Origin of the sequence: Nitrospira lenta, from assembly GCF_900403705.1 — a bacterium.
In the GTDB taxonomy this organism is placed as follows: domain Bacteria; phylum Nitrospirota; class Nitrospiria; order Nitrospirales; family Nitrospiraceae; genus Nitrospira_D; species Nitrospira_D lenta.
Genome location: NZ_OUNR01000001.1, coordinates 859,205 through 878,316, shown reverse-complemented (window position 1 = coordinate 878,316; position 19,112 = coordinate 859,205). Strand labels below are relative to the sequence as shown.

At 59.7% G+C, this 19,112-nt stretch carries 23 protein-coding genes; 16 read left to right on the top strand and 7 right to left on the bottom strand.

The genetic code is table 11. The features are described from left to right. Window positions 1–25: 25 nt before the first annotated feature. From NITLEN_RS04165 to NITLEN_RS04150, 4 genes are all read left to right on the top strand, one after another. Window positions 26–715 (top strand): LON peptidase substrate-binding domain-containing protein, encoded by a 690-nt coding sequence (locus NITLEN_RS04165; protein WP_121988300.1) that lies wholly within the window; start codon window positions 26–28, stop codon window positions 713–715. Then, entirely contained in the window at window positions 715–1,686 is a 972-nt protein-coding gene (locus tag NITLEN_RS04160; RefSeq protein ID WP_121988299.1) for an ATP-binding cassette domain-containing protein, read from the top strand. The genes NITLEN_RS04165 and NITLEN_RS04160 overlap by 1 nt, the downstream gene beginning before the upstream one ends. Window positions 1,687–1,693: 7 nt before the next feature. After that, window positions 1,694–2,473, top strand: a complete 780-nt coding sequence (locus NITLEN_RS04155; RefSeq protein WP_181416622.1) for an ABC transporter permease — start codon at window positions 1,694–1,696, stop codon at window positions 2,471–2,473. Window positions 2,474–2,674: 201 nt separating this feature from the next. Further along, window positions 2,675–3,538, top strand: a complete 864-nt coding sequence (locus NITLEN_RS04150; RefSeq protein WP_121988297.1) for a SirB1 family protein — start codon at window positions 2,675–2,677, stop codon at window positions 3,536–3,538. Between the two features lie 22 nt (window positions 3,539–3,560). On the opposite strand, the gene NITLEN_RS04145 is transcribed toward NITLEN_RS04150, so the two are convergent. Both NITLEN_RS04145 and NITLEN_RS04140 read right to left on the bottom strand, forming a co-directional pair. Continuing rightward, complete coding sequence (locus NITLEN_RS04145; protein ID WP_121988296.1) at window positions 3,561–4,316, bottom strand: MBL fold metallo-hydrolase; 756 nt, start codon at window positions 4,314–4,316, stop codon at window positions 3,561–3,563. A gap of 2 nt (window positions 4,317–4,318) precedes the next feature. After that, window positions 4,319–4,774, bottom strand: coding sequence for a MarR family winged helix-turn-helix transcriptional regulator (locus NITLEN_RS04140; protein ID WP_121988562.1), 456 nt, complete (start codon window positions 4,772–4,774; stop codon window positions 4,319–4,321). A gap of 123 nt (window positions 4,775–4,897) precedes the next feature. On the opposite strand from NITLEN_RS04140, the gene NITLEN_RS04135 reads away from it, so the two are divergent. Then, a complete protein-coding gene (locus NITLEN_RS04135; protein ID WP_121988295.1) occupies window positions 4,898–5,536 on the top strand; it encodes a HEAT repeat domain-containing protein in 639 nt (212 codons plus the stop codon). On the opposite strand, the gene NITLEN_RS04130 is transcribed toward NITLEN_RS04135, so the two are convergent. Together NITLEN_RS04130 and NITLEN_RS04125 are read right to left on the bottom strand one after the other, a co-directional pair. After that, window positions 5,523–6,383, bottom strand: coding sequence for a metallophosphoesterase (locus NITLEN_RS04130; RefSeq protein WP_121988294.1), 861 nt, complete (start codon window positions 6,381–6,383; stop codon window positions 5,523–5,525). The genes NITLEN_RS04135 and NITLEN_RS04130 overlap by 14 nt on opposite strands. After that, window positions 6,380–7,003 carry a hypothetical protein gene (locus NITLEN_RS04125; protein ID WP_146216090.1) on the bottom strand — a complete coding sequence of 208 codons (624 nt, stop codon included), beginning with the start codon at window positions 7,001–7,003 and terminating at the stop codon, window positions 6,380–6,382. Before NITLEN_RS04125 ends, NITLEN_RS04130 begins: the two co-directional genes overlap by 4 nt. Window positions 7,004–7,138: 135 nt before the next feature. On the opposite strand from NITLEN_RS04125, the gene truD reads away from it, so the two are divergent. The 3 genes from truD to NITLEN_RS04110 all read left to right on the top strand — a co-directional run bounded on the left by truD (window position 7,139) and on the right by NITLEN_RS04110 (window position 10,320). Continuing rightward, entirely contained in the window at window positions 7,139–8,182 is a 1,044-nt protein-coding gene (gene truD / locus NITLEN_RS04120; protein ID WP_121988292.1) for a tRNA pseudouridine(13) synthase TruD, read from the top strand. A gap of 96 nt (window positions 8,183–8,278) precedes the next feature. Beyond that, window positions 8,279–9,523: an ornithine cyclodeaminase, nickel-pincer nucleotide-dependent gene (locus NITLEN_RS04115; protein WP_121988291.1), complete on the top strand. Its 1,245-nt coding sequence runs from the start codon at window positions 8,279–8,281 to the stop codon at window positions 9,521–9,523. Then, entirely contained in the window at window positions 9,520–10,320 is an 801-nt protein-coding gene (locus tag NITLEN_RS04110; RefSeq protein WP_219999379.1) for a dimethylarginine dimethylaminohydrolase family protein, read from the top strand. Before NITLEN_RS04115 ends, NITLEN_RS04110 begins: the two co-directional genes overlap by 4 nt. Before the next feature lie 268 nt (window positions 10,321–10,588). Here the strand turns inward: NITLEN_RS04110 and NITLEN_RS04105 are convergent, their stop codons facing one another. Both NITLEN_RS04105 and NITLEN_RS04100 read right to left on the bottom strand, forming a co-directional pair. Then, the gene (locus NITLEN_RS04105) at window positions 10,589–10,957 is read right to left on the bottom strand and encodes a zinc-ribbon domain-containing protein (protein ID WP_121988290.1); all 369 of its coding nucleotides are present in this window, start codon (window positions 10,955–10,957) and stop codon (window positions 10,589–10,591) included. A gap of 134 nt (window positions 10,958–11,091) precedes the next feature. Continuing rightward, window positions 11,092–11,823, bottom strand: a complete 732-nt coding sequence (locus NITLEN_RS04100; protein WP_121988289.1) for an outer membrane beta-barrel protein — start codon at window positions 11,821–11,823, stop codon at window positions 11,092–11,094. A gap of 239 nt (window positions 11,824–12,062) precedes the next feature. On the opposite strand from NITLEN_RS04100, the gene NITLEN_RS04095 reads away from it, so the two are divergent. Both NITLEN_RS04095 and larB read left to right on the top strand, forming a co-directional pair. Further along, window positions 12,063–13,082, top strand: coding sequence for an NAD(P)H-dependent glycerol-3-phosphate dehydrogenase (locus NITLEN_RS04095; protein ID WP_121988288.1), 1,020 nt, complete (start codon window positions 12,063–12,065; stop codon window positions 13,080–13,082). Beyond that, window positions 13,079–13,852: a nickel pincer cofactor biosynthesis protein LarB gene (gene larB / locus NITLEN_RS04090; protein ID WP_121988287.1), complete on the top strand. Its 774-nt coding sequence runs from the start codon at window positions 13,079–13,081 to the stop codon at window positions 13,850–13,852. Before NITLEN_RS04095 ends, larB begins: the two co-directional genes overlap by 4 nt. Here the strand turns inward: larB and NITLEN_RS04085 are convergent. Then, window positions 13,845–14,300, bottom strand: coding sequence for a hypothetical protein (locus NITLEN_RS04085; RefSeq protein ID WP_121988286.1), 456 nt, complete (start codon window positions 14,298–14,300; stop codon window positions 13,845–13,847). The two genes, larB and NITLEN_RS04085, sit on opposite strands and share 8 nt — an antisense overlap. 162 nt (window positions 14,301–14,462) lie before the next feature. Here NITLEN_RS04085 and NITLEN_RS18010 point away from each other — a divergent pair, with 162 nt between their 5' ends. From NITLEN_RS18010 to rsmA, 6 genes are read left to right on the top strand one after another with little or no spacing between them, the layout of a single operon-like run. Next, window positions 14,463–14,624: a hypothetical protein gene (locus NITLEN_RS18010; RefSeq protein WP_181416621.1), complete on the top strand. Its 162-nt coding sequence runs from the start codon at window positions 14,463–14,465 to the stop codon at window positions 14,622–14,624. Between the two features lie 40 nt (window positions 14,625–14,664). Continuing rightward, window positions 14,665–15,876, top strand: a complete 1,212-nt coding sequence (gene larC, locus NITLEN_RS04080; protein WP_121988285.1) for a nickel pincer cofactor biosynthesis protein LarC — start codon at window positions 14,665–14,667, stop codon at window positions 15,874–15,876. Beyond that, on the top strand, window positions 15,873–16,877 hold the full coding sequence (locus tag NITLEN_RS04075; RefSeq protein WP_121988284.1) for a sodium:calcium antiporter: 1,005 nt from the start codon (window positions 15,873–15,875) through the stop codon (window positions 16,875–16,877). Before larC ends, NITLEN_RS04075 begins: the two co-directional genes overlap by 4 nt. Continuing rightward, entirely contained in the window at window positions 16,867–17,910 is a 1,044-nt protein-coding gene (pdxA, locus tag NITLEN_RS04070; protein ID WP_121988283.1) for a 4-hydroxythreonine-4-phosphate dehydrogenase PdxA, read from the top strand. Before NITLEN_RS04075 ends, pdxA begins: the two co-directional genes overlap by 11 nt. Window positions 17,911–17,926: 16 nt before the next feature. Further along, window positions 17,927–18,250 carry a hypothetical protein gene (locus tag NITLEN_RS04065; RefSeq protein ID WP_121988282.1) on the top strand — a complete coding sequence of 108 codons (324 nt, stop codon included), beginning with the start codon at window positions 17,927–17,929 and terminating at the stop codon, window positions 18,248–18,250. 3 nt (window positions 18,251–18,253) lie between these two features. Next, window positions 18,254–19,081: a 16S rRNA (adenine(1518)-N(6)/adenine(1519)-N(6))-dimethyltransferase RsmA gene (rsmA, locus tag NITLEN_RS04060; protein ID WP_121988281.1), complete on the top strand. Its 828-nt coding sequence runs from the start codon at window positions 18,254–18,256 to the stop codon at window positions 19,079–19,081. Window positions 19,082–19,112 lie beyond the last annotated feature (31 nt).

Here is a 19,112-nt window from a genome sequence, read left to right as displayed (position 1 = left end):
TCACAACTCTCGGCTATCGTGAGTCATGCAGATTGATCGCGAGCGCGACCAACCCACGAGAGACCCCTACGACAACGCCGTCCCGTTCATCATTCCGGAACGTGTTCCGGTGTTTGCGTTGCCCAACGTGGTCTTTTTCCCGAAGACGTATCTGCCGCTCCATATTTTTGAGCCGCGCTATCGCCAGATGGTGGCAGACGCCGCGGCGGGCGGACAGTGTGTCGCGATGGCCCTGCTGAAGGAAGGGTGGGAGACGGATTACTACGGCCATCCGGCGATTTATCCGATCGGCTGTGTGGGGCGTCTTCTCAGCGTGGAGCCATTGCCGGACGGTCGGTCGAATATCCTGCTCCAGGGGTTGGAGCGGTACGAAATTCAAGAAGAGTTTTTTGAGAAGCCCTATCGGGAGGCCCGGGTGGCCTTGAAGAAGGCGGCTGTCGAGCCGTCGCTGGCCCCGGAAGTGCGCCAGGCCCTGATGAAGGTGTTGGAGAAATACCTGCGTGCGCGGGAAGATGCGGCGACGTGGGAAGGATTGTTCCGCGACGAGGTGAAAGACGAAGTCCTCGTCAATACGCTCTCGACGTATTTGGACTGCACACCATTGGAAAAACAATTTCTTATAGAAGCCGAAGGTCTCCACCAGCGGGCGCGTCGTCTGAGCGACCTGATCCAGTTCATGGTGCATGATCAACAAGGCGCGAAGGGTTGGGGGTAATGGACCGGACAATTGCGATTGATGTGAATCGGCTCTGTAAGAGCTACGACGGCCATAAAGCGGTCGACGATCTTTCTTTTCAGGTGTATGCCGGCGAAATCTTCGGCTTGCTGGGGCCGAACGGCGCCGGGAAAAGCACGACGCTGCGCACGCTCATCACGCTGCTGCATCCGACATCCGGCACCGCCACGGTGCTCGGGCACGATACGGTGCGCGAGGCGGATCTGGTGCGGACGCTGTTCGGCTATGTGCCGCAGGAGCGGGCCATCGACCGATTCCTCACCGGGCGCGAGCATCTCGAATTGCTGGGGGCGCTCTACCATCTGACGAAGGAAGAAGCCACAAAGCGGATTGCCGAGCTGCTTAAGCTGGTCGAACTTGAAGAGCATGCGGATCGCCCGGCGAAGACTTATTCGGGCGGCATGAAGCGGAAGCTCGATATTGCCTGCGGTCTGCTGCCGAACCCGAAGATTCTCTTTTTGGATGAGCCGACCTTGGGGTTGGACGTGCAGAGCCGGCTGCGGATCTGGGACTATATCCGGATGCTCAAAGCGCGGGGCATGACGGTGGTCATGACGACCAACTATCTCGACGAAGCCGATCAATTGTGCGATCGCCTCGCGATCATCGATTGCGGCAAGGTGAAAACGATCGGCTCTCCGGCCGAACTGAAAGTGGCGCTCGGCGGCGACATCGTGTCACTCACGATCAAGGAAACCGCGCGGCTTGGCGCCTTGGCTTCCGCGCTCAATGGGCAGCCGGCCATTCGCACCGTAAATGCGACGGCTACCGGCCTCGATATTCGCGTGGAGTCCGCTGAAAAAGCGCTTCCGGCCATTTTAGAGGCGGCGAACAAGCTGGACTGTCGCCTCGATTTTATTGACTATCACCGTCCCCGGTTGGACGATGTCTTTATCGCCCATACGGGCCGTTCGTTAAAAGATGCGGCTCCGGCGGAAGAAAGTAATTAGGAGATACATGGCGCACTATTGGCAAGAAATCGGGGCCCTGACAATGCGGTGGGTCCGCCGACTGAGTCGGGAAAAATTCAGCATGCTCTTTACGCTGGTCCAGCCGATGCTGTTCTGGCTGATCTTTTTCGGCAATCTGTTTCAGCGGGCGGCGGATGTGCAGGTCACACAGGCACCCAATTACATCAGCTTCCTGGCGGCCGGTGTCGTCGTGATGACGGTGCTGAATAACGGACTGGCCGGCGGCGTGGATTTGCTCTTTGATAAGGAGAACGGATTTCTTGAACGGTTGATGTCCGCGCCGATTCATCGGAGTTCAGTGATTCTCAGCCGGTTTATCTTTGTGATGACGATCACGTCGCTGCAAGTGTTGGTGATCCTGGGCATCGCGTTTCTCTTCGGCGTGCATCCGGCGACAGGGTTGGCCGGTGTGGCGATGATTCTCGTGATCGGCATGTTGTTCGGTGTGGGGTTGACGGCCATCTCGATGGCGATGGCGTTTTCGGTGAAGAGCCACGGCGACTTTTTCTCGGTCCTCGGCTTTCTGTCGCTGCCGATGATTTTCCTTAGCTCGGCGCTGGTGCCGTTGACGGCCATGCCGACTTGGATGAGTGTCCTGGCGCAATTCAATCCCATGACCTGGGCGATCGACGCCGTGCGGCCGCTGATTCTGACCAATTGGAGCGATGCCCTACCGCATGTGGGGATGGCGGTCGTCGTGATGCTTGTTTTTGATGCATTGTGTTTGTACGGTGGAGCCAAGGCGTTCCGCCGGGCGATGGGCTAGCAGGCAGGACAGTGAACGTGTTGTCCCGCGGCGTTCTCGCATTGTTCGGGCCCTCGACGTACCTCAGAGGGTACGCCTCCTGGCCTTCACTCGCTGCGGCTTTGCCCGCGGAACGGCGCGTCTTGGCACGCCGGGGTTGGGCGGGTGAGAATAGGGGGCTTTTTGAGCATCCTGCCGATTGAGGATAGAGAAGGATCTGCAATGATGGTGATTCCAGAGAGTCAAATACGCGCGCTCATCCGGTTGTTGTCGGATGAGGATGCGCGCATTGTCGAGACCATCAGCGACAAGCTGATCGACATTGGTCCTTCGGCCGTGCCGTTGCTCCAGGAAGCCGAGATTGAGCAACCGGAGATGGCGGATCGCATCGCGACGATTCTGGAAGAGATTCGTTGGGGCAAGCTCGAGGACGAAATGCGGGTCATGGCCGCAGGCCCTGACCAGACCATGAATCTGGAACAGGGAGCGTTTCTCATTGCCCGTTATACCTATCCTCTCCTCGACACGGCGGAATATGGCCGGCTTCTCGATAGGATGGCGCAGGAAGTCCGGGAACGGATCGGTCCGCGCGCGTCCGGTGAAGAAACGGTCAATGCGCTGAACCGCTATGTGTTTACCGAGCAGGGCTTCAAGGGCAATACCAAAAACTATTACGAAGTCGAGAACAGCTATCTAAACCGCGTGATCGACCGGCGGGTGGGGATCCCGATCAGCTTGTCGGTGGTGTATCTCCTCATCGGGCAGCGGCTGGGTTTGCCGCTGCATGGCATCGGGATGCCGGGCCATTTCCTCGTGAAGTACGAGTCGGATCGCTACAAGATTTTCATCGATTGCTTCAACGGCGGCGCGCTGTTGACGGAAAAGAATTGCGCCCGATTCTTAACGGAAGCCGGGTATGGATTCGATGACAAGTATCTACAGCATAGCCCGGTTCGCGGCATCCTCTCCCGCATGGTGAAGAATCTCCTGGCGATTTATTCCAAAATGGATGAGCCGGTGAAGACGGCGCGGTTCACGACGCTCATCGACATCCTCGGCGGGGAGCCCCGCGAAGAGGGCTTGTAGTCCGGCTGGTTTCACTCTCGCCTCACATGCGAATTGTGAGCAGATCCTTCCCCTTTATCACCGTCCCGCGAAAATTCTCCGCTGCCTGCGCTTTCACGTCGGCCCGATCTGCGGGTGGATAGAAATGCGATAGCACCAGGCGATCCACGCCGGCCTCCTCCGCCACCTGGCCGCATTCCCCCGCGTGCATATGCACTGGCCCCGGCTTCGTGGCCGGGAACGAGCAGTCCAGCACGGCCACGTCGGCGTCTCTGCAGAGGCGCACCAGGCTGTCACAGTATTGCGCATCGCCTGAGTAGACCAGCGTCTTTCCCTTGTACTCGATGCGATACCCCACACTATTGAGATCGGGAACATGAACAACTCGGCGGGGAGTAATGAGGGTCTCACCGACCCGCAAGGCTCGATCCGTCACTTCTTTCAGATGCACCCGGAACGGCGGGTCGGAAAAGCTGGGGAAGGTGGCCATGATACTGCGGAACAGGGCTTTTGCCCCGCGCGGGCCGATTAGGGTGAGATCGGGGCGCCATCCGCCGCCATGCTTGGTGTAGATGACCGCGTCAAAGTAGAAGGTGATGAAGTCTGAAAAGTGGTCGGCGTGAAAATGCGAGAACAGGATGTGGGTGATGCGATGGCGATCGACGCCCGTTTTCAGCAGATTGGACAATGTCCTGGGGCCGAAGTCCAACAGGATGGTCTGGTCGGTGCGGACCAGATAGCCGGCGGCGGCTCTGGTCGGGTGAAGATTTGTGCCCGAGCCGAGAATGGTCAACCGCATGCCTAGGACGTGCCTCGCTTGAAGCTGTCGCGAAGGCGGAGCAGCAGCACCCGTGCGGCCTCGACCTCTTTCTGACTCAATGCCTGTTCGAAAAACGGTTTCAGAAACGCGATATGCGCCCCGTACGTTTTGCGGAAGACCGTGTCGCCCTTCTCGGTCAATCGGACGCTGATTCGCCGGCGATCGCTGTCGACGGTTTCGCGGCGAATCAATCCCTTGGCCACCAGCCGGTCGAGGACGCCCGTGAGGGTCCCTTTGGTGACCAGGGTTCTGGCGGATAATTCAGAGCAGGTCATGCCATCCGTATCTCCCAGCGTCGCAATGACGTCGAATTGGGATGGCGTCAGCTTCAATGAACGGATATGACGGTTATCGACAAGCCAGAATGCCTGGTGGGCCTCCACCAGGGGTCTGACCAACTTGAGATAGGGGTCGTCTTTCAGGTCGGGAAGTTCCATGAACGGAGCATATTCTGCCGCGGGCAAGGGGTCAAGGGAGCACGGTGCGCCATCATTGGGTGGGGCTTGGCAGGGGGATCCTTCATTGACGGCGCGAGGGATGCGCCCGTATGATCCGCTCCCATGTTGCGACGCGCCGACCAGGGCCAGGCCAATCTGAGCGCCATCGTCATCCTTCTGGGGATCGTCATTACCTCAGTGTGGGTGTGGAAACGTCTCTCGCTGGACGTGCAGGACTACGTGGTCGATCAGGCCATTCCGCTGGCCGCTGCGGTGCTCGGTATCGCTGTGCTGGTGCTGGTGGTCATCAAGAAAATCCGCCGGCGTGTCCAACAAAGGCGAAGACGGGATCGCTTGCTCGCGGCGTTTCAACGGGAAACCGTGCGAGACAAAAAGCTCGAACTGTCATTCGCGCTGGCGGAAGTGAACGGGTATCGGGCAACCGGGCTTGAAGCGGCGGCGCCCGCGCTCAAAGAGCTTTGGGTGAGCACGTTGCGCCGTGCGGTCGGAGAGAAGCAACATCGCATTCGCGGGATGGCGGCCAGCCATTTGGGCGTGCTGCAGGACCGCTCGGTCGTCCCGCTGTTACTCGTCGCGCTCGAAGACGATCATGCCTATGTCCGGTCCTGTGCAGCCTTGGGATTGGGCCGTTTGCGCGCCCCCGAGGCCCGGGACAAGCTTGAAGAAGTGATGAAGGAAGATTGGGATCAGACCACGCGCAGTCGCGCCAAGGAAGCGCTGGAACGACTCACGCAGCCATGATCGCGGGGGCGGCTGATTCGACGGTCCATTCGATCACGGCGATCTCCGGCCGGCAGTTCCACCGCAGCGGGAGAAACGACCAGCCGAGCCCGCGATTGACATACAGCCGATGGCCGTGCAGCTCGTGGTGACCGGCGATGCGGCCGTTGCAGCCGGGCGGCAGCCAGATAGTCGGAATGCCGGGAATCCTCCACTGGCCTCCGTGGCTGTGCCCGCACAGAATCAGGTTGGCGTGATGCTGCGGCTCCATTTGATCGAGAATGTTCGGGGCATGCGCGAGCAGCAGTGTAAACCGATGTTGCGCCTGCGCGGGCAAGCATCGGAGATCGGCCCGGTGCAGCGACGGATCATCCACTCCGACAAGGGCCAGTTCCCCGCCGTTCGCGTGAATCGTCGCCGACTCATTGATGAGCAGCGTGATCTGATGCCGATCCGCCCAGTCGCGGAACTGTTCGACGGGGACTCCGCTGTAGTGGTCGTGATTGCCCAGCGTGATATAGACCGGGGCGATGGCGCGCAGTTGCGCGAGAAATCGAAACAGGTGCGGCAAGCCCTTCGGGACATTCAACAGATCGCCGGTAATGAAAATCCAGTCCGGCTCCAGTCCTTTGACCTCGCCGGCGACCAGATCATGGCGGGATTGGTAACGGTCGAGATGCAGATCGCTCAAATGGACGGCCCGGTGACCGGCCAGTACCCGATGGGGAAAGGTCAGGCGGGTGACGGCATGGTGCGACAAGCCGATTTCGCACTGGGGAAATAGGCTGAAGAGGCGATAGAAGGGTTCGCTCAGGCCGGCGCCGACAAACGCCCGGACGCGGTCAGGCCACGAATGCACCATCCTCATCTGGTGACTCGGTCAAGCTCGGCTCGGTCGGCCGGTGAGACCCGATAGCCTTTGTCGTAGAGTTGGGCCATGCCGGTCATCAGGTGTTCAAGATTTCGCAGGCGGTACCAGTCGTCGAAGCGTCCGGCGAGTGAGGCGGCCTGGGCGACGGGAGAACGACTGGGATCAAACGTGAGGGCCAAGGCCGGGAAAATATCTTGTAGCTCGGCCCGGCTGTAGCGGCCATCGTCATCGCGGTCGCCCACCAAGGCGTACTCGTAAAAAGTCAGGCTTACCGACAACGAGGCTTGGGTGCGTTGAAAATCCTGACGGACCGAGTCCAGCCCGCGCGGATATGCCCGCAGGCATTCTTCCTTATTGGGAGACTGGAGGACCAGATCCAAGCGGATGGGCTGGGCGATCGGTGGCGCAGCAGGTTGTTTGTCTTGATGATAGAACCAGTTCGTGCAGCCGCTGGCTTGCGCGAAGGCCGTTTTATCCAACTCGATTTGCCGTTGAATATGTTGCGTGAACAGACGGAACACGTCGGTGTGTTTCCCCGGCCGGTCAGGATCGGCTGAGACGGAAAGCGGATATAGATTTGCCAAACAGGCACAGGCGATAGCGATAAGCAGCGGCATCGCCGGCACGTTTCCGGTATGATCGGACAGGGATCGATGGCTGCATTTCCACATACGGCAATATACCATGGGTCTTGGTTTTCCCCGAAGCAAGTGTCGAGATTTATCCATCACGCAATTATCGGATGGTGAAGAGTGACTACACAAGCCGAACCGTTTCTGACCGCTTCAATCCCCGGTATCGGCGGGGTGATGCGTGCGACTCACGAAGATTTTCAGGTCGAGGAGCGTCCGTTGTATCTCCCGTGCGGGGAGGGCGAACATTTATACCTGAGCGTGACCAAGCGCGGACTATCGACGCCGGATCTGGTGAAGAACTTTTCGTCGGTCTTGGGAGTGAAAGCGCAGGCGATCGGCGTTGCCGGATTGAAAGACGCGCGCGCCGTGACGACTCAAATGGTCTCGGTTCAAGGTGTCGATCAAGACCGGATTTCCCGGCTGGCGATCGATGAACAGTTGCTGAAGGTGGAGGTGCTGGGGCGGCACCGCAATCGTCTGCGGACCGGCCATCATGCGGGCAACCGGTTTCGCCTGGTGATTCGTGACGTGGCCTCGCATGCGGTGGAATCGGTGCCGGCGGTCCTCGCGGAACTCAGCCGCCGCGGCGTGCCGAATTACTTCGGTCCTCAACGGCAGGGGAAAAGCGGCGACAACCATGAAGTCGGCGCCGTCCTGCTGCACGATGCCCGTCGACGTGACCGGATGAGCCGGACCAAACGGATGTGGTATTTGAACAGCTATCAGTCCTATTTGTTCAATCACATCCTGGCCCGGCGCATCGATCGGCTGGATCGGCTCTTCGTCGGCGACTGGGCGATGAAGTCACAGAACGGCGCCTGTTTTTTGGTCGAGGATGCGGAGAAAGAACAGATCCGCGCCGATTGTTTCGAGATCAGCCCGACAGGCATCTTATTCGGCTCACGCGTGTCCTGGGCAGAAGGGGAGCCCGGCTTGATCGAACAAGCGGTCGTGATCGAGGCAGGCGCGACGCAGGAGGCCTTGGTTGCGGCAGCCAAAGATTGCGGTTTTCGCGGTGAACGGCGAGCCTTGCGGGTTCCGCTGGCTGAATTGGACTGGTCGCTTGATGGGACGACCCTCACGCTCACATTCGCACTGCCTCCCGGAGCCTACGCGACGAGTGTCTTGCGAGAGGTCATGAAACCGTCCGCAGGATTTTGAACGACTCGCGCACGTCGTACTCGCTCCTTCCCATCACTTCTGCCGATTCAGATCCGGGGAGTGGTAGAATTATGACAGGGCAGCGGGGAGCGTGGGATGACGACGGCTCAAGAAACGATCGTTCTGCGTGGCCACATTATCGACTCTCTGATCCTGGCGAAGGTCCTGGATCTGATTCTGATGATGGGAGGCTCGTTCGATCTCGATCAGGTCGAGATCGGCCGCACCCGGGAGGACCAGTCGCAGGCGAGGATTGTCGTACGGGCTCCGACGCCCGCGACGTTGAACCATATTCTGCGTGCGATTCAGCCGCACGGCGCTGTGGTCGAGCGGGATTCCGATTGTGCCGTGCAGCCGGCACCCGCCGACGGCATATTCCCTGACGAGTTCTATTCCACTACCCATCTGCCGACCGAAGTTCGCCTGAACGAGACCTGGGTGGATGTCCAACGGGTCGAGATGGACCTGGGCATTACTGTGGATCTACAGCACATGACCGCTCGAACAGTTCCGATGGCCGATGTCCGCAAGGGAGATCTGATCGTGACCGGCCAGGCGGGTGTGCGCGTGATGCCGTTGCAGCGCCCTCGCGAACGTGACGTGTTTGCCTTCATGGAATCAAAGGTGTCCGCTGAGCGTCCGCATAGCCACGTCATTGCCGACGTGGCCCGGCGAATGCGCATGCTTCGTGAGGAGCGGCGGGCGGGAAGCGGGCAAGCCAAGGTACTGCTAGCCGGAGGACCGGCCATCATCCATGCCGGTGGGCGGGATGCGTTGACCTGGTTGATCGAGGAAGGGTTCATCCATGTCCTGTTCTGCGGCAATGCCCTGGCCGCTCATGATATGGAGGCCGATATGTACGGAACCTCGTTAGGCTATGCGATGAATGCCGGTCACGCGGTTCCGCATGGGCATGCGCATCACCTGCGGACCATCAACCGGATTCGAGCCATCGGCAGCATTCGGGATGCCGTCGAATCAGGAACGATCAAGCGCGGCATCATGGCGGCCTGTATCAAGACCGGGGTTCATGTCGTGATGGCCGGCACGATCAGAGACGATGGCCCATTGCCCGGTGTCATCACAGATTCCATGCGCGCGCAAGCGGCCATGCGGGAAGCCATTCCGGGAGTCGGGTTGGCACTATTGGTCGCCTCCACGCTGCATGCGGTGGCCACCGGGAATCTGCTTCCCGCGTCCGTGCCGACCGTCTGTGTCGATATCAATGCGTCGGTTCCCACGAAGCTTGCCGATCGAGGCAGTTTCCAAGCCGTCGGTCTGGTGATGGATGCGGCCTCCTTTCTCAACGAACTGGCCAGGCAACTCGGGAGGTCTCTGTGAGCCGGCTGTTGGTCTGTCCTCCGGACTATTTCGACATCGAGTATGAGATCAATCCCTGGATGCGGCGTTCCAACACGGTCGATCGTGTCAGTGCCGTTAGGCAGTGGCACGGGCTCATGCATGTGCTTGAGCGGAAAGCCGGAGTGGTACTGGAGCGGATGCGCCCGGTGCCGGGGTTGCCGGATTTGGTGTTTACTGCCAATGCCGGTGTGGTCGTCGGCCGGCGAGCGGTCGTTAGCCGGTTTCGCTATCCCGAGCGTCAACGGGAGGAAGCCTATTTCGAGGATTGGTTTCGCAGCGCCGGCTATGACGTGGTGACCTTGGAGCCCGAGTTCTTTTTCGAAGGCGCCGGGGACCTGCTGGGGTTTTCAGATTGCTGGTTCGGAGGCTATCGCCAGCGATCGGATATACGGGTGTTCCCCCTGCTTAGCGAGGTCTTCACGCAGGAGATCATTCCCCTCGAACTTGTCGACGGACGTTTCTACCATCTCGATACGTGCTTCTGTCCCCTGTCCGGCGGCGAGCTGCTCTACTTTCCCGCGGCGTTCGATACGGATGGACAGGAGGTCATCACGGAGCGGGTGCCCGATGGGTTTCGCCTCGTCGTTCCCGAAAGCGAAGCCCTCCGGTTCGCGTGCAATGCGGTGTGTGTGGGAAAATATGTGGTGTTGCCCGCCGGATGTCCCGAGACGGAACAGCAGCTTCAATCCCGCGGATATCGAACGCACGCTCTGCCGTTGGACGAATTCATGAAGTCCGGCGGGTCGGCCAAGTGTCTCACGCTGGCTCTGGATTGAGATTTCAAGACCGCTGAAAATGCCTACGTTCTCACCCGCCCAACCCTGGCGCGCCGAGACGCGCCGGTTCCCAGACGTCGTTCTCGGCTCGTGAAAATCCTCAACGTACCCCACCGGGGAGAAGCTGCGCTAGCAGCGAGGGGTGGGCGGGTGAGACGGGTACGCTTCCGGTTTGCACTCACCTGCGGCCTAGTTATCGGGACATTTTGAGCGGCCTGATGACTTGCAGTTGAGTTCAATGAGTAAGACTTGTCATTTGGTGTCTGATTTACGGTCTTTGCCTGAAGAAGAACGCCCCGTACAAGCCCCCAATGGTGATGGTGGTCAGCTCGATGGTGAGCAACATGCGGCTGATGATCGCCTCGGGAGTCGGCGGGGAGAGGACGCTGTGAAAACCGAGGAATTCCGGAGGCTGACTCGGCGGGGTTTCCCATGGGGGGAGCAGTACGGCGAGGATCAACGCGCCCACCATGCCATAGAGGACATTCAAGTTTAATTGTTCCGGTGCCGTCGGCTGCGCAGGAGGCGAGGCAGGCTCCGGTGAAGACGATGCGGTCGCCGCGAGCCGTTGTCCGCACTGGGTACAGAAGCGATTGATCTCCGGGAGTGACTGGTGACAGCTCGGACAGATCTGCATACCCTGCATACTACGGTGAAACGGCACCCCACGTAAACCGGTGGGACAGAGTAGTGACGGGAGCGGGAAATAATATCGGATATGTGTGGTGTGGGTATGTGCCGCGCTGTTGTTTCATGACAGCGCAGCGGCGGCTAGAAGTGGTAGCTAACTCCGAAGGAAAGGAAGAGAGGGTTGTAGGTGCCTCTGAATCCAAAGCTACCTGTGCTATTAGATTCGAAGTTGAATCTCGCATAGTTGTATTTGGCCTCAACAAACCCTGTGAAGTGTTTTGTGAAGAAGTATTCCGCACCCACCTTAGCATTCAGGCCTAGCTGGGTGGAGCTCTGCGAACCAGCAAAAGCAGGTTGAGTCGTAGTCACTTTTGCCAGGAATATTCCGGGGCCAATTCCGAAGTAGGGCTGAAGTCGTATTTTGTGGTATCGGAACATTAAATTGATAGGCGCTATTGTTATGACGCGAAAGTGGTCACCGGATAATATTCCATTTGCTTCTCCGCCGGTGACTGGTCCGAAATCTCTGAGAACCGCAGATGTGGGAATCGATACCCTCGTCTGCTGCTGCTCTATGTGGGGAGTTCTATAGTTGGCTTCGAATTCGATGCCGAACCAACGAACTTTTGGGAAGTAGTACCCAACCTTTCCACCGAGTAAAGGAGAGCCTGCGAGGTCACGGCCTGACATCGATCCCAAGGGTGAGAAGTCAGTGAGGTCCACTCTGCTAAGGCTGTTTCCTGCGAGTGTAGTTCCGATCTGTCCCCCGATGTAGGCCTCAGGATACGCATAGGGCGTGGCGATAAGAAAGGACAAGAGGCCCACCAATAGGGCTCCTCCCCAGGTACGGTTTGTAGACATTCGTTGCGTCATAGGCGTTCTCCGACTACAGCAGTGGTTGACCTATCCTAAGTCCCGATGCGATTCCGGCGAAGGATTTTTGCAAAACTACGCATGGATGGAGCAAGGCATGTGCCATCGTCGTCCGGAGTATTGATGTTCCATCGCTCCTGGCTTGACAATTCCAAGAGCGCTGTTCCGTTCGTTGACTCCTAGCCGGGGGCTTCCTATAATCCGCGCCGCCTCCATTTTCACGATAGGATTGATCCGAAATGCAGGAGATCAGATCACTCGGAGTCATTGGAGCCGGTGCTTGGGGGACCGCTCTGGCCAAGCACTTGGCGGAGAAGGGGCTGGAGATTCACCTCTGGGCCCATGAACGTGAAGTGGTCGATTCCATCAATGCGACACACGAGAATCGAGTGTTTCTTCCCGCGGTTCCGCTTCCGCACTCGCTGACTGCGACTGCGTCCCTGACGGAGGCGATTGAGCAGCGCGACGGCATTCTGTTTGTGGTCCCGTCCCATGTGACGAGACTGGTGCTTCGGAAGATGGCCGCTTGCCTGTCGCGTCCGATTCCGCTCATCAGTGCTACCAAAGGGGTGGAGGAGGACAGCTCAAAACTGATGACGCAGATCATGGACGAGGTGCTCCCGGAATCCATGGAGCAATATCTGATGGCGCTATCCGGGCCGAGCTTCGCCAGCGAGCTCAGCGCCGGGAAGCCGACGGCGGTCTGTCTGGCCGGGCGTGATGCGCAGCTGGTGGCGCGGTTTCAGGCTGCCTTGATGACACCGGCTTTGCGGGTCTATGGCGATACCGATCTCATCGGGCTGCAACTCGGCGGGGCGTTGAAGAATGTCATGGCGCTGGCCGCCGGAGTGGTCGATGGATTGGGCTTAGGGCATAACGCACGGGCCGCCTTGATCACGCGCGGGCTTGCCGAGATTGTGCGGTTGGGTGCGGCGATGGGCGCAGATCCGCGAACGTTATACGGACTCTCCGGTGTCGGCGATCTGGTCTTGACCTGCACCGGTTCGCTCAGCCGGAACCACACGGTTGGTGTGCGACTGGGCCAGGGCGAATCCCTCAATGCCATTTTGGGAGGGATGCAGGCCGTGGCGGAAGGGGTTCGCACGGCGCGGGCCGCGCTGGGACTCGCGCAGCGGCATCAAGTCGAGATGCCGATTACGCAGGAGATCAATGCCGTTTTGTTCGAGGGAAAATCTTGCCGGAAGGCGGTGAGTGATCTCATGGAACGGGATGCAAAGCCGGAGAAGGGACGGATATGAGTCCAGAGGGGATTGAGCAGCTGTTAACGGATGTGCGCACTGGTCGGATGACGGTCGCCCGCGCTGTCCAGCGGTTGCGCAGCCTGCCGTTCGAAAATCTTGGCTTTGCCTCGCTGGATCATCATCGGTCGCTCCGTCAGGGGTTTCCTGAAGTGCTGTTGTGCGAAGGCAAGACGGTGAAACAGTCGGTCGCCATTGCCCGCGCCTTGATCAAGAACGGCGGGCCGTTTCTGGCGACCCGAGCCGAGCCAGGGGTTGCGAAGGCCATTCTGAAACTCGATCGCCGGGCCCGCTATCATGCCGAGGCGCGCATCGTGGCGATCGACCGCAAACCCGCGCGCCGCGCAGGACATATTCTGGTTCTAACCGCCGGGACTGCCGACGTGCCGGTGGCCGAAGAGGCGCGAGTGACGGCGGAGGTGATGGGCAGTCATGTCGAAACGCTATACGATGTGGGTGTTGCCGGACTGCACCGGTTGCTAGGCCGGAAGGAGCGGCTCTTTGAGGCGCGCGTGGCGGTTGTGGTTGCCGGAATGGATGGCGTGTTGCCAAGCGTTGTCGGAGGGTTGGTCGATTGCCCTGTCGTGGCGGTGCCGACGAGCCGGGGTTACGGCGCAAGCTTCGGGGGGCTCGCCGCGTTGCTCACGATGCTGAATTCTTGCGCAGCGGGTGTCGGAGTGATGAATATCGACAATGGATTCGGGGCGGGATGTCTCGCCCATCGCATCAATATGATGGGCAATGCCGCCCGTTTGCCGGCCGCTACTTAATGGTCAGCTCCCCGCGTTTAGGCCAAGCCACCATCATGGTGCGCAGCCCTTTCTCGCCGTTCGCCAGCAATTTCGTGCGGACTTCGTATGCATAGACGCCTGGGCCGGCCAGTTGCTTTCGGTGGTCCTTCCCATCCCAGGACAGGCGGATCGGGAGGGTTGTTCGTGCTTCGCCGGGCTTGGTTGATTGCGGCTGAAGCGCCTGGCGATGTGTCAGAAAGCGCAAGGATGTTTTCGAGGGAGAACTGATCAGGGCAGAGACTTCGAGGACGGTCGCGCCGTTCAGCTCTTTCGGGAGCTGGATATTCATAGAAAAATCCAAGGACCCGTTGCCTGCCTCATAGGGCGTTGGGGCGATGCGTAAGTCCAGAATTTTGAGTTCCGGATCCGGGCGCGGGACGCGCGGCGCCTTTGTCTTGGCAAATCCGTCGGCAGGAGCGATCGCCATAAAGCCGATCAGGCATCCAAGCAGGAGGAAGATCGGAGTTGAGCGGCTCGCGCGTGTGATCGAAGTAGTCCGTGCAGCTGTGGAAGCGAATTCGAAACATGTGTGCGTCATGTACCGGGGATAACATAGCCTCCAGGGGCTGTCAATGAAAGACCGCACAGGATGCTGAAAAAGACCGCCAGCGTCGTTCTCGCGTCGCTCAGAGGTTCCACGTACCGGAGCGGACGACTCGCCGGGGTTGGGTGGGCGAGAGCCGTGATCTTTTTGAGCATCCTGCCGCTACCACCCGATGAAGCGATTGCCGTTGTGCGGCGCCTTGGGTAAGATGAGCGGATTTTTCACGATGTGTCGATAAGGAGTGTGCGTGGGACGACGGTTGCATGTCGATTGTTTCTCGGGCGTGAGCGGGGACATGGTGCTCGGCGCTCTCGTCGATGTCGGACTTTCGCTGGCCACGCTACGGACCGAACTGAAACGTCTGAAATTAGCGGGATATCGTCTTGAACAGCGGCAGGTGCACCGCGGGGCGTTGCATGCAACCAAGATTACGGTGGCAATCCAACGCGGATTCGATCGCCCGCTCACGCTTTCCCGCATTCACAAGATTCTGACGGACAGCACTTTACCGGCGGTGGTGAAAGAACAGAGCCGGACGGTGTTCGACCATCTGGCGGAGGCCGAAGGGCAAGCCCATCGAGTCGAAAAGCGCGATGTCCATTTTCATGAAGTCGGTGTGATCGATTCGTTTATCGACGTCGTAGGGGGCATATTGGGCTGTCATCTGCTGGGAGTCACGACGGTCACCGCTTCGCCGGTAAATGTCGGCGCCGGGACGATACGAACTGCTCACGGGTTGCTCCCGGTTCCCGGACCGGCCGTTGCCGCGCTTGCGAAGGGCATTCCCATCTATTCGGACGGGCCACGCTGCGAATTGGCGACGCCGACGGGGATGGCGCTGTTGCGTACGCTGGCGACTTCGTTCGGAGCAATGCCCGTGCTTGAGTCTGCGCAAGTCGGGTACGGTGCCGGCGATGCCGATCCTGAGGGGTGGCCCAATGCGCTCCGGGTCTTTCTGGCCGATGAGACAGCGGCCAGCGGGCGGCCGACCGACCGAGTGGTGCAGGTCGAAACCAATCTTGATGATCTGAACCCTCAAGCCTACGAGCACGTGATGGCGCAGTTGTTTGCTGTGGGCGCGCTCGATGTGGCGTTGATTCCCGTCATTATGAAACGCAGCCGGCCCGGCGTCATCCTGAGTTGTCTCGCGCCACGCACATCTATCGATGCGGTGGTGGAGGTCGTCTTGCAGGAAACCACGGCGTTGGGTGTCCGGATTCAGGAGCTCGACCGGCAGGTGCTCCCGCGGCGATTTGTAACGGTTGCGGTACCCGGCGGATCGGTGCGGATGAAAGTCGGCGAGGTCGGAGCCGGGTGGGAAAAGGCGGCGCCGGAATATGTCGATTGCCAGAAGATTGCCGTTCGAACCGGCCGTCCGTTGAAAGATGTCATGGATGAGGCGCGCGTGGCGTACTCTCGGTTGGCGCTGCGGAAGGGCAAGAAGGGACAACGCTCGTGACTCTGCTGTTCTATGTGCTGTTGTTTCTCGTGTCAGTGGCCGTCACGCTGGGCGGATGTAGCTTATTCACCAATGCCATCGAGTGGCTGGGGAAGCGGCTCGGTATTTCCGAAGGCGCGGTCGGCAGCATTTTTGCGGCAATCGGAACCACCTTGCCGGAAACGTCGATTCCCGTCATCGCGATTTTTTTCGGGAAGAGTCAGCAGGAAGCGGACGTCGGTCTGGGCGCGATCCTCGGAGCCCCGTTCATGCTCAGTACGCTGGTACTGCCGATTCTCGCCCTGCTGCTGATCTTGTTTGCCCGCGCCGGCAAGCGGTCGGCGCAGTTCCATTTGAATTACGGTGAGGTTCGGACGGATCTGACGTTTTTTACGGTCGGCTACGCCGTCGCGCTGGGCTGCGTGTTCATTCCCTCCCATGCGGTCCATGTGGCGGCGGCGATCGGATTGATGGGTCTCTACATCTACTACATGAAGATCAAATTCAGCGCCGAGGATGAAGACGGTGGCGAAGGATCGCTGGACCCGCTGGTGTTTGCCAAACGAGCTCAGACGCCGTCGTATACGATGATCGGGCTGCAAGCGGTGGCCGGTCTCGGTGGATTGATTGCGGGGGCGCACTTATTTGTGACCGCCGCGGAGACCGTGGCGACCACGTTTGCGGTTTCCCCGCTGATTCTGGCGTTGCTCATTGCTCCGCTGGCGACGGAATTGCCGGAAATGTCGAACAGTTTTCTCTGGCTCTATCGGAAAAAAGATCGTCTGGCGATCGGGAATGTCACCGGAGCCATGGTGTTCCAGGGGACCTTTCCTGTCTCGGTGGGGTTGATCGGAACTGAGTGGGCGCTGGCCCCGTCAGCGATGCTCACCATGGTCTTGGCCATGGTCGCGGCAGGCCTTTGCCTGCTCCAAATTCTCGTCGGCGGTCGATGGCAGCCCGCGCTGCTGGGCGCTGGCGCCATCCTGTATGTGGGGTATACGGTGTATCTCTATGCCTTCTAAACGTTCAGTCAGCACGCAACCGTCATTGCCCCTGCTTGGGATCACGATGGGCGATCCCGCCGGGATCGGTCCGGAGGTGATCGCCAAAGCGCTGGCGGGTCGAGAGGTGCAGCGCCTCTGTTTGCCGCTGGTGATCGGGTCTGTGTCGGTCATGGAGCGGACCGTCAAGAAGTTAGGGCTCAAGCTGGCGGTGGTGCCGGTGCAGGGTCACGATCCCGTTCCGCCGAAGGGGAATGCCGTGGCCGTGCTTGATCCGATGGAGAAGCCACTGAAGAAATTTGCATTAGGCATCGCGGCGGCGGAAACCGGCGCGGCCTCCGTCGAGTTCATCAAGAAAGCCGTGCATCTGGCGGAAATCGGCTGTATCGACGGTATCGTCACGGCGCCGATCAATAAAGAAGCCATCAACATGGCGGGCTGTCACTACCCGGGCCATACCGAACTGCTAGCGGATCTGACTCGCGCCAAAGAATCCGGCATGATGATCGTCGGCGGGCCGCTGCGCATCATGTTCGTGACGACGCATGTGGCGATCAAGGATTTGTCCAAGCTCCTGACGCAGGCGAAGATTGAAAAGGCGATTCGACTCGCCCATCGGGCGCTTACCGATCTCTATGGCATCAAGAAGCCCAGAATCGGAGTCGCCGCATTGAACCCCCATGCCGGTGAACATGGGCTCTTCGGTAATGAGGAGGCCCGAGTGATTCTTCCTGCCGCCCGTGCCGCGCAGGCGCAGGGGATCATGGCCAGCGATCCACAGCCGGCCGATACGCTATTCGGGAAAGCGGTCAAGGGGCAGTATGACGGTATCGTGGCGATGTATCATGACCAGGGTTTGATCCCATTGAAGCTCGTGGCGTTCGGGACCTGCGTGAACTTGACGGTCGGACTCCCGATCATCCGCACCTCCGTCGATCACGGCACGGCGTTCGATATTGTCGGGAAAGGCGTGGCTGATCCCGGCAGCCTGGTGGAAGCGATGACGCTGGCCGCCAGGATTGCCCAAAATCGTGCGATGGCGCGCGTCAAATAGGAAGGACTCCGCCGATATGTCGCAGGAAGTATCTAAGGGCCTGGCAGTGGTTCAGCAGCAGATCAAAGAACTGGACGCGCTGGCCAAGCAAACGCGCGAGGATTTGAACACGGTGGCGGGTGACGAGCGGGTGGCGAAGTGGAAAGCCCGCACGGTCACGCTCATTACCGAGGCGGTGGGGCCGGCTGAGGGGCAGAAGTTTGCCGCGATTCACCCGGGGCCGTCGTTTACCAACGATTTGGTCGAAGAGTTCAACGACACGATTGACGGCTACCGTACGCCGCTGGCGACGTTGGCCAAGCAGTTGGCGGCAACCCCACGCACCCCTCCTGGTGCGTGAGGCGTGGGACAGTCGGATCCTTTCTTGAATTCTCCGGCCGATCCTCCCGCCGCGATCAAACGGCTCGGTCAGAACTTTCTCATCGATCCCAACATCGTGCGCAAAATCGTGGCGCTGGCGGACATTTCCCAGAACGACCCGGTCCTAGAAATTGGCCCGGGTCGCGGTGTGCTAACGGAGGTGCTCTGTAAGACCGCTGGCCATGTCACGGCCGTGGAGATCGACCCGCGGCTCTATGCCTATCTCACTGAACGGCAGGCGGAGTTTCCCAATCTGACCCTCGTGCTTGATGACGCCTTGGTCTATCCCGTGGAAAATCTGCCGAGCGGAACCATCGTGGTGGCTAATTTGCCGTATTACATCTCGACGCCGTTGTTGTTCAGATTGCTGGATCAGCGGGATCGATTCCCCCGCTTAGTCCTGATGCTTCAGAATGAAGTGGCCGACCGTTTGGTCGCTAAGCCCGGCAGCTCCGACTATGGCGTCTTGTCCGTCATGGCGCAGTATGCCGCTGAGATCACCAAAGCCTTCCGCGTGTCCGCCCAATGTTTCCGGCCCCGGCCGGAAGTTGGGTCCGCGGTGGTCTTGCTGCGGACGAGAGTGCAGCGGGAGCTCAGCGCTGCAGAAGAGCCGAAGTTTGCGGCGCTTGTGAAGGCCGCCTTCGCCCACCGGCGCAAGACGCTGGTGAACTCGCTCAAGGACGAAGGCTACGATCAGGGGCGCATTGCCGGAGCGCTTGACCGCCTGGCTCTCTCGCCTTCCGTCAGAGCGGAAGTGTTGTCGCGTGAGCAATTGATCCAGCTGACGCGGGGCATGCTCTCCCCGGGATAACTGCTGGGCGTCGGGATCGCGGCATGCTCAG

Bases quoted from the DNA above. Each gene is read 5' to 3' on its own strand.
- NITLEN_RS04160 (WP_121988299.1), top strand. From the start codon at position 715: ATGGACCGGACAATTGCGATTGATGTGAATCGGCTCTGTAAGAGCTAC.
- NITLEN_RS04125 (WP_146216090.1), bottom strand. From the start codon at position 7,003: ATGCCGCTGCTTATCGCTATCGCCTGTGCCTGTTTGGCAAATCTATAT.
- NITLEN_RS04105 (WP_121988290.1), bottom strand. From the start codon at position 10,957: ATGCAGATCTGTCCGAGCTGTCACCAGTCACTCCCGGAGATCAATCGC.
- NITLEN_RS04150 (WP_121988297.1), top strand. From the start codon at position 2,675: ATGATGGTGATTCCAGAGAGTCAAATACGCGCGCTCATCCGGTTGTTG.
- larB (WP_121988287.1), top strand. From the start codon at position 13,079: ATGAGTCCAGAGGGGATTGAGCAGCTGTTAACGGATGTGCGCACTGGT.
- NITLEN_RS04115 (WP_121988291.1), top strand. From the start codon at position 8,279: ATGACGACGGCTCAAGAAACGATCGTTCTGCGTGGCCACATTATCGAC.
- NITLEN_RS04140 (WP_121988562.1), bottom strand. From the start codon at position 4,774: ATGGAACTTCCCGACCTGAAAGACGACCCCTATCTCAAGTTGGTCAGA.
- NITLEN_RS04095 (WP_121988288.1), top strand. From the start codon at position 12,063: ATGCAGGAGATCAGATCACTCGGAGTCATTGGAGCCGGTGCTTGGGGG.
- NITLEN_RS04155 (WP_181416622.1), top strand. From the start codon at position 1,694: ATGGCGCACTATTGGCAAGAAATCGGGGCCCTGACAATGCGGTGGGTC.
- NITLEN_RS04065 (WP_121988282.1), top strand. From the start codon at position 17,927: ATGTCGCAGGAAGTATCTAAGGGCCTGGCAGTGGTTCAGCAGCAGATC.
- NITLEN_RS18010 (WP_181416621.1), top strand. From the start codon at position 14,463: ATGCTGAAAAAGACCGCCAGCGTCGTTCTCGCGTCGCTCAGAGGTTCC.
- NITLEN_RS04135 (WP_121988295.1), top strand. From the start codon at position 4,898: ATGTTGCGACGCGCCGACCAGGGCCAGGCCAATCTGAGCGCCATCGTC.
- NITLEN_RS04100 (WP_121988289.1), bottom strand. From the start codon at position 11,823: ATGACGCAACGAATGTCTACAAACCGTACCTGGGGAGGAGCCCTATTG.
- pdxA (WP_121988283.1), top strand. From the start codon at position 16,867: ATGCCTTCTAAACGTTCAGTCAGCACGCAACCGTCATTGCCCCTGCTT.
- NITLEN_RS04085 (WP_121988286.1), bottom strand. From the start codon at position 14,300: ATGGCGATCGCTCCTGCCGACGGATTTGCCAAGACAAAGGCGCCGCGC.
- NITLEN_RS04165 (WP_121988300.1), top strand. From the start codon at position 26: ATGCAGATTGATCGCGAGCGCGACCAACCCACGAGAGACCCCTACGAC.
- NITLEN_RS04145 (WP_121988296.1), bottom strand. From the start codon at position 4,316: ATGCGGTTGACCATTCTCGGCTCGGGCACAAATCTTCACCCGACCAGA.
- NITLEN_RS04130 (WP_121988294.1), bottom strand. From the start codon at position 6,383: ATGAGGATGGTGCATTCGTGGCCTGACCGCGTCCGGGCGTTTGTCGGC.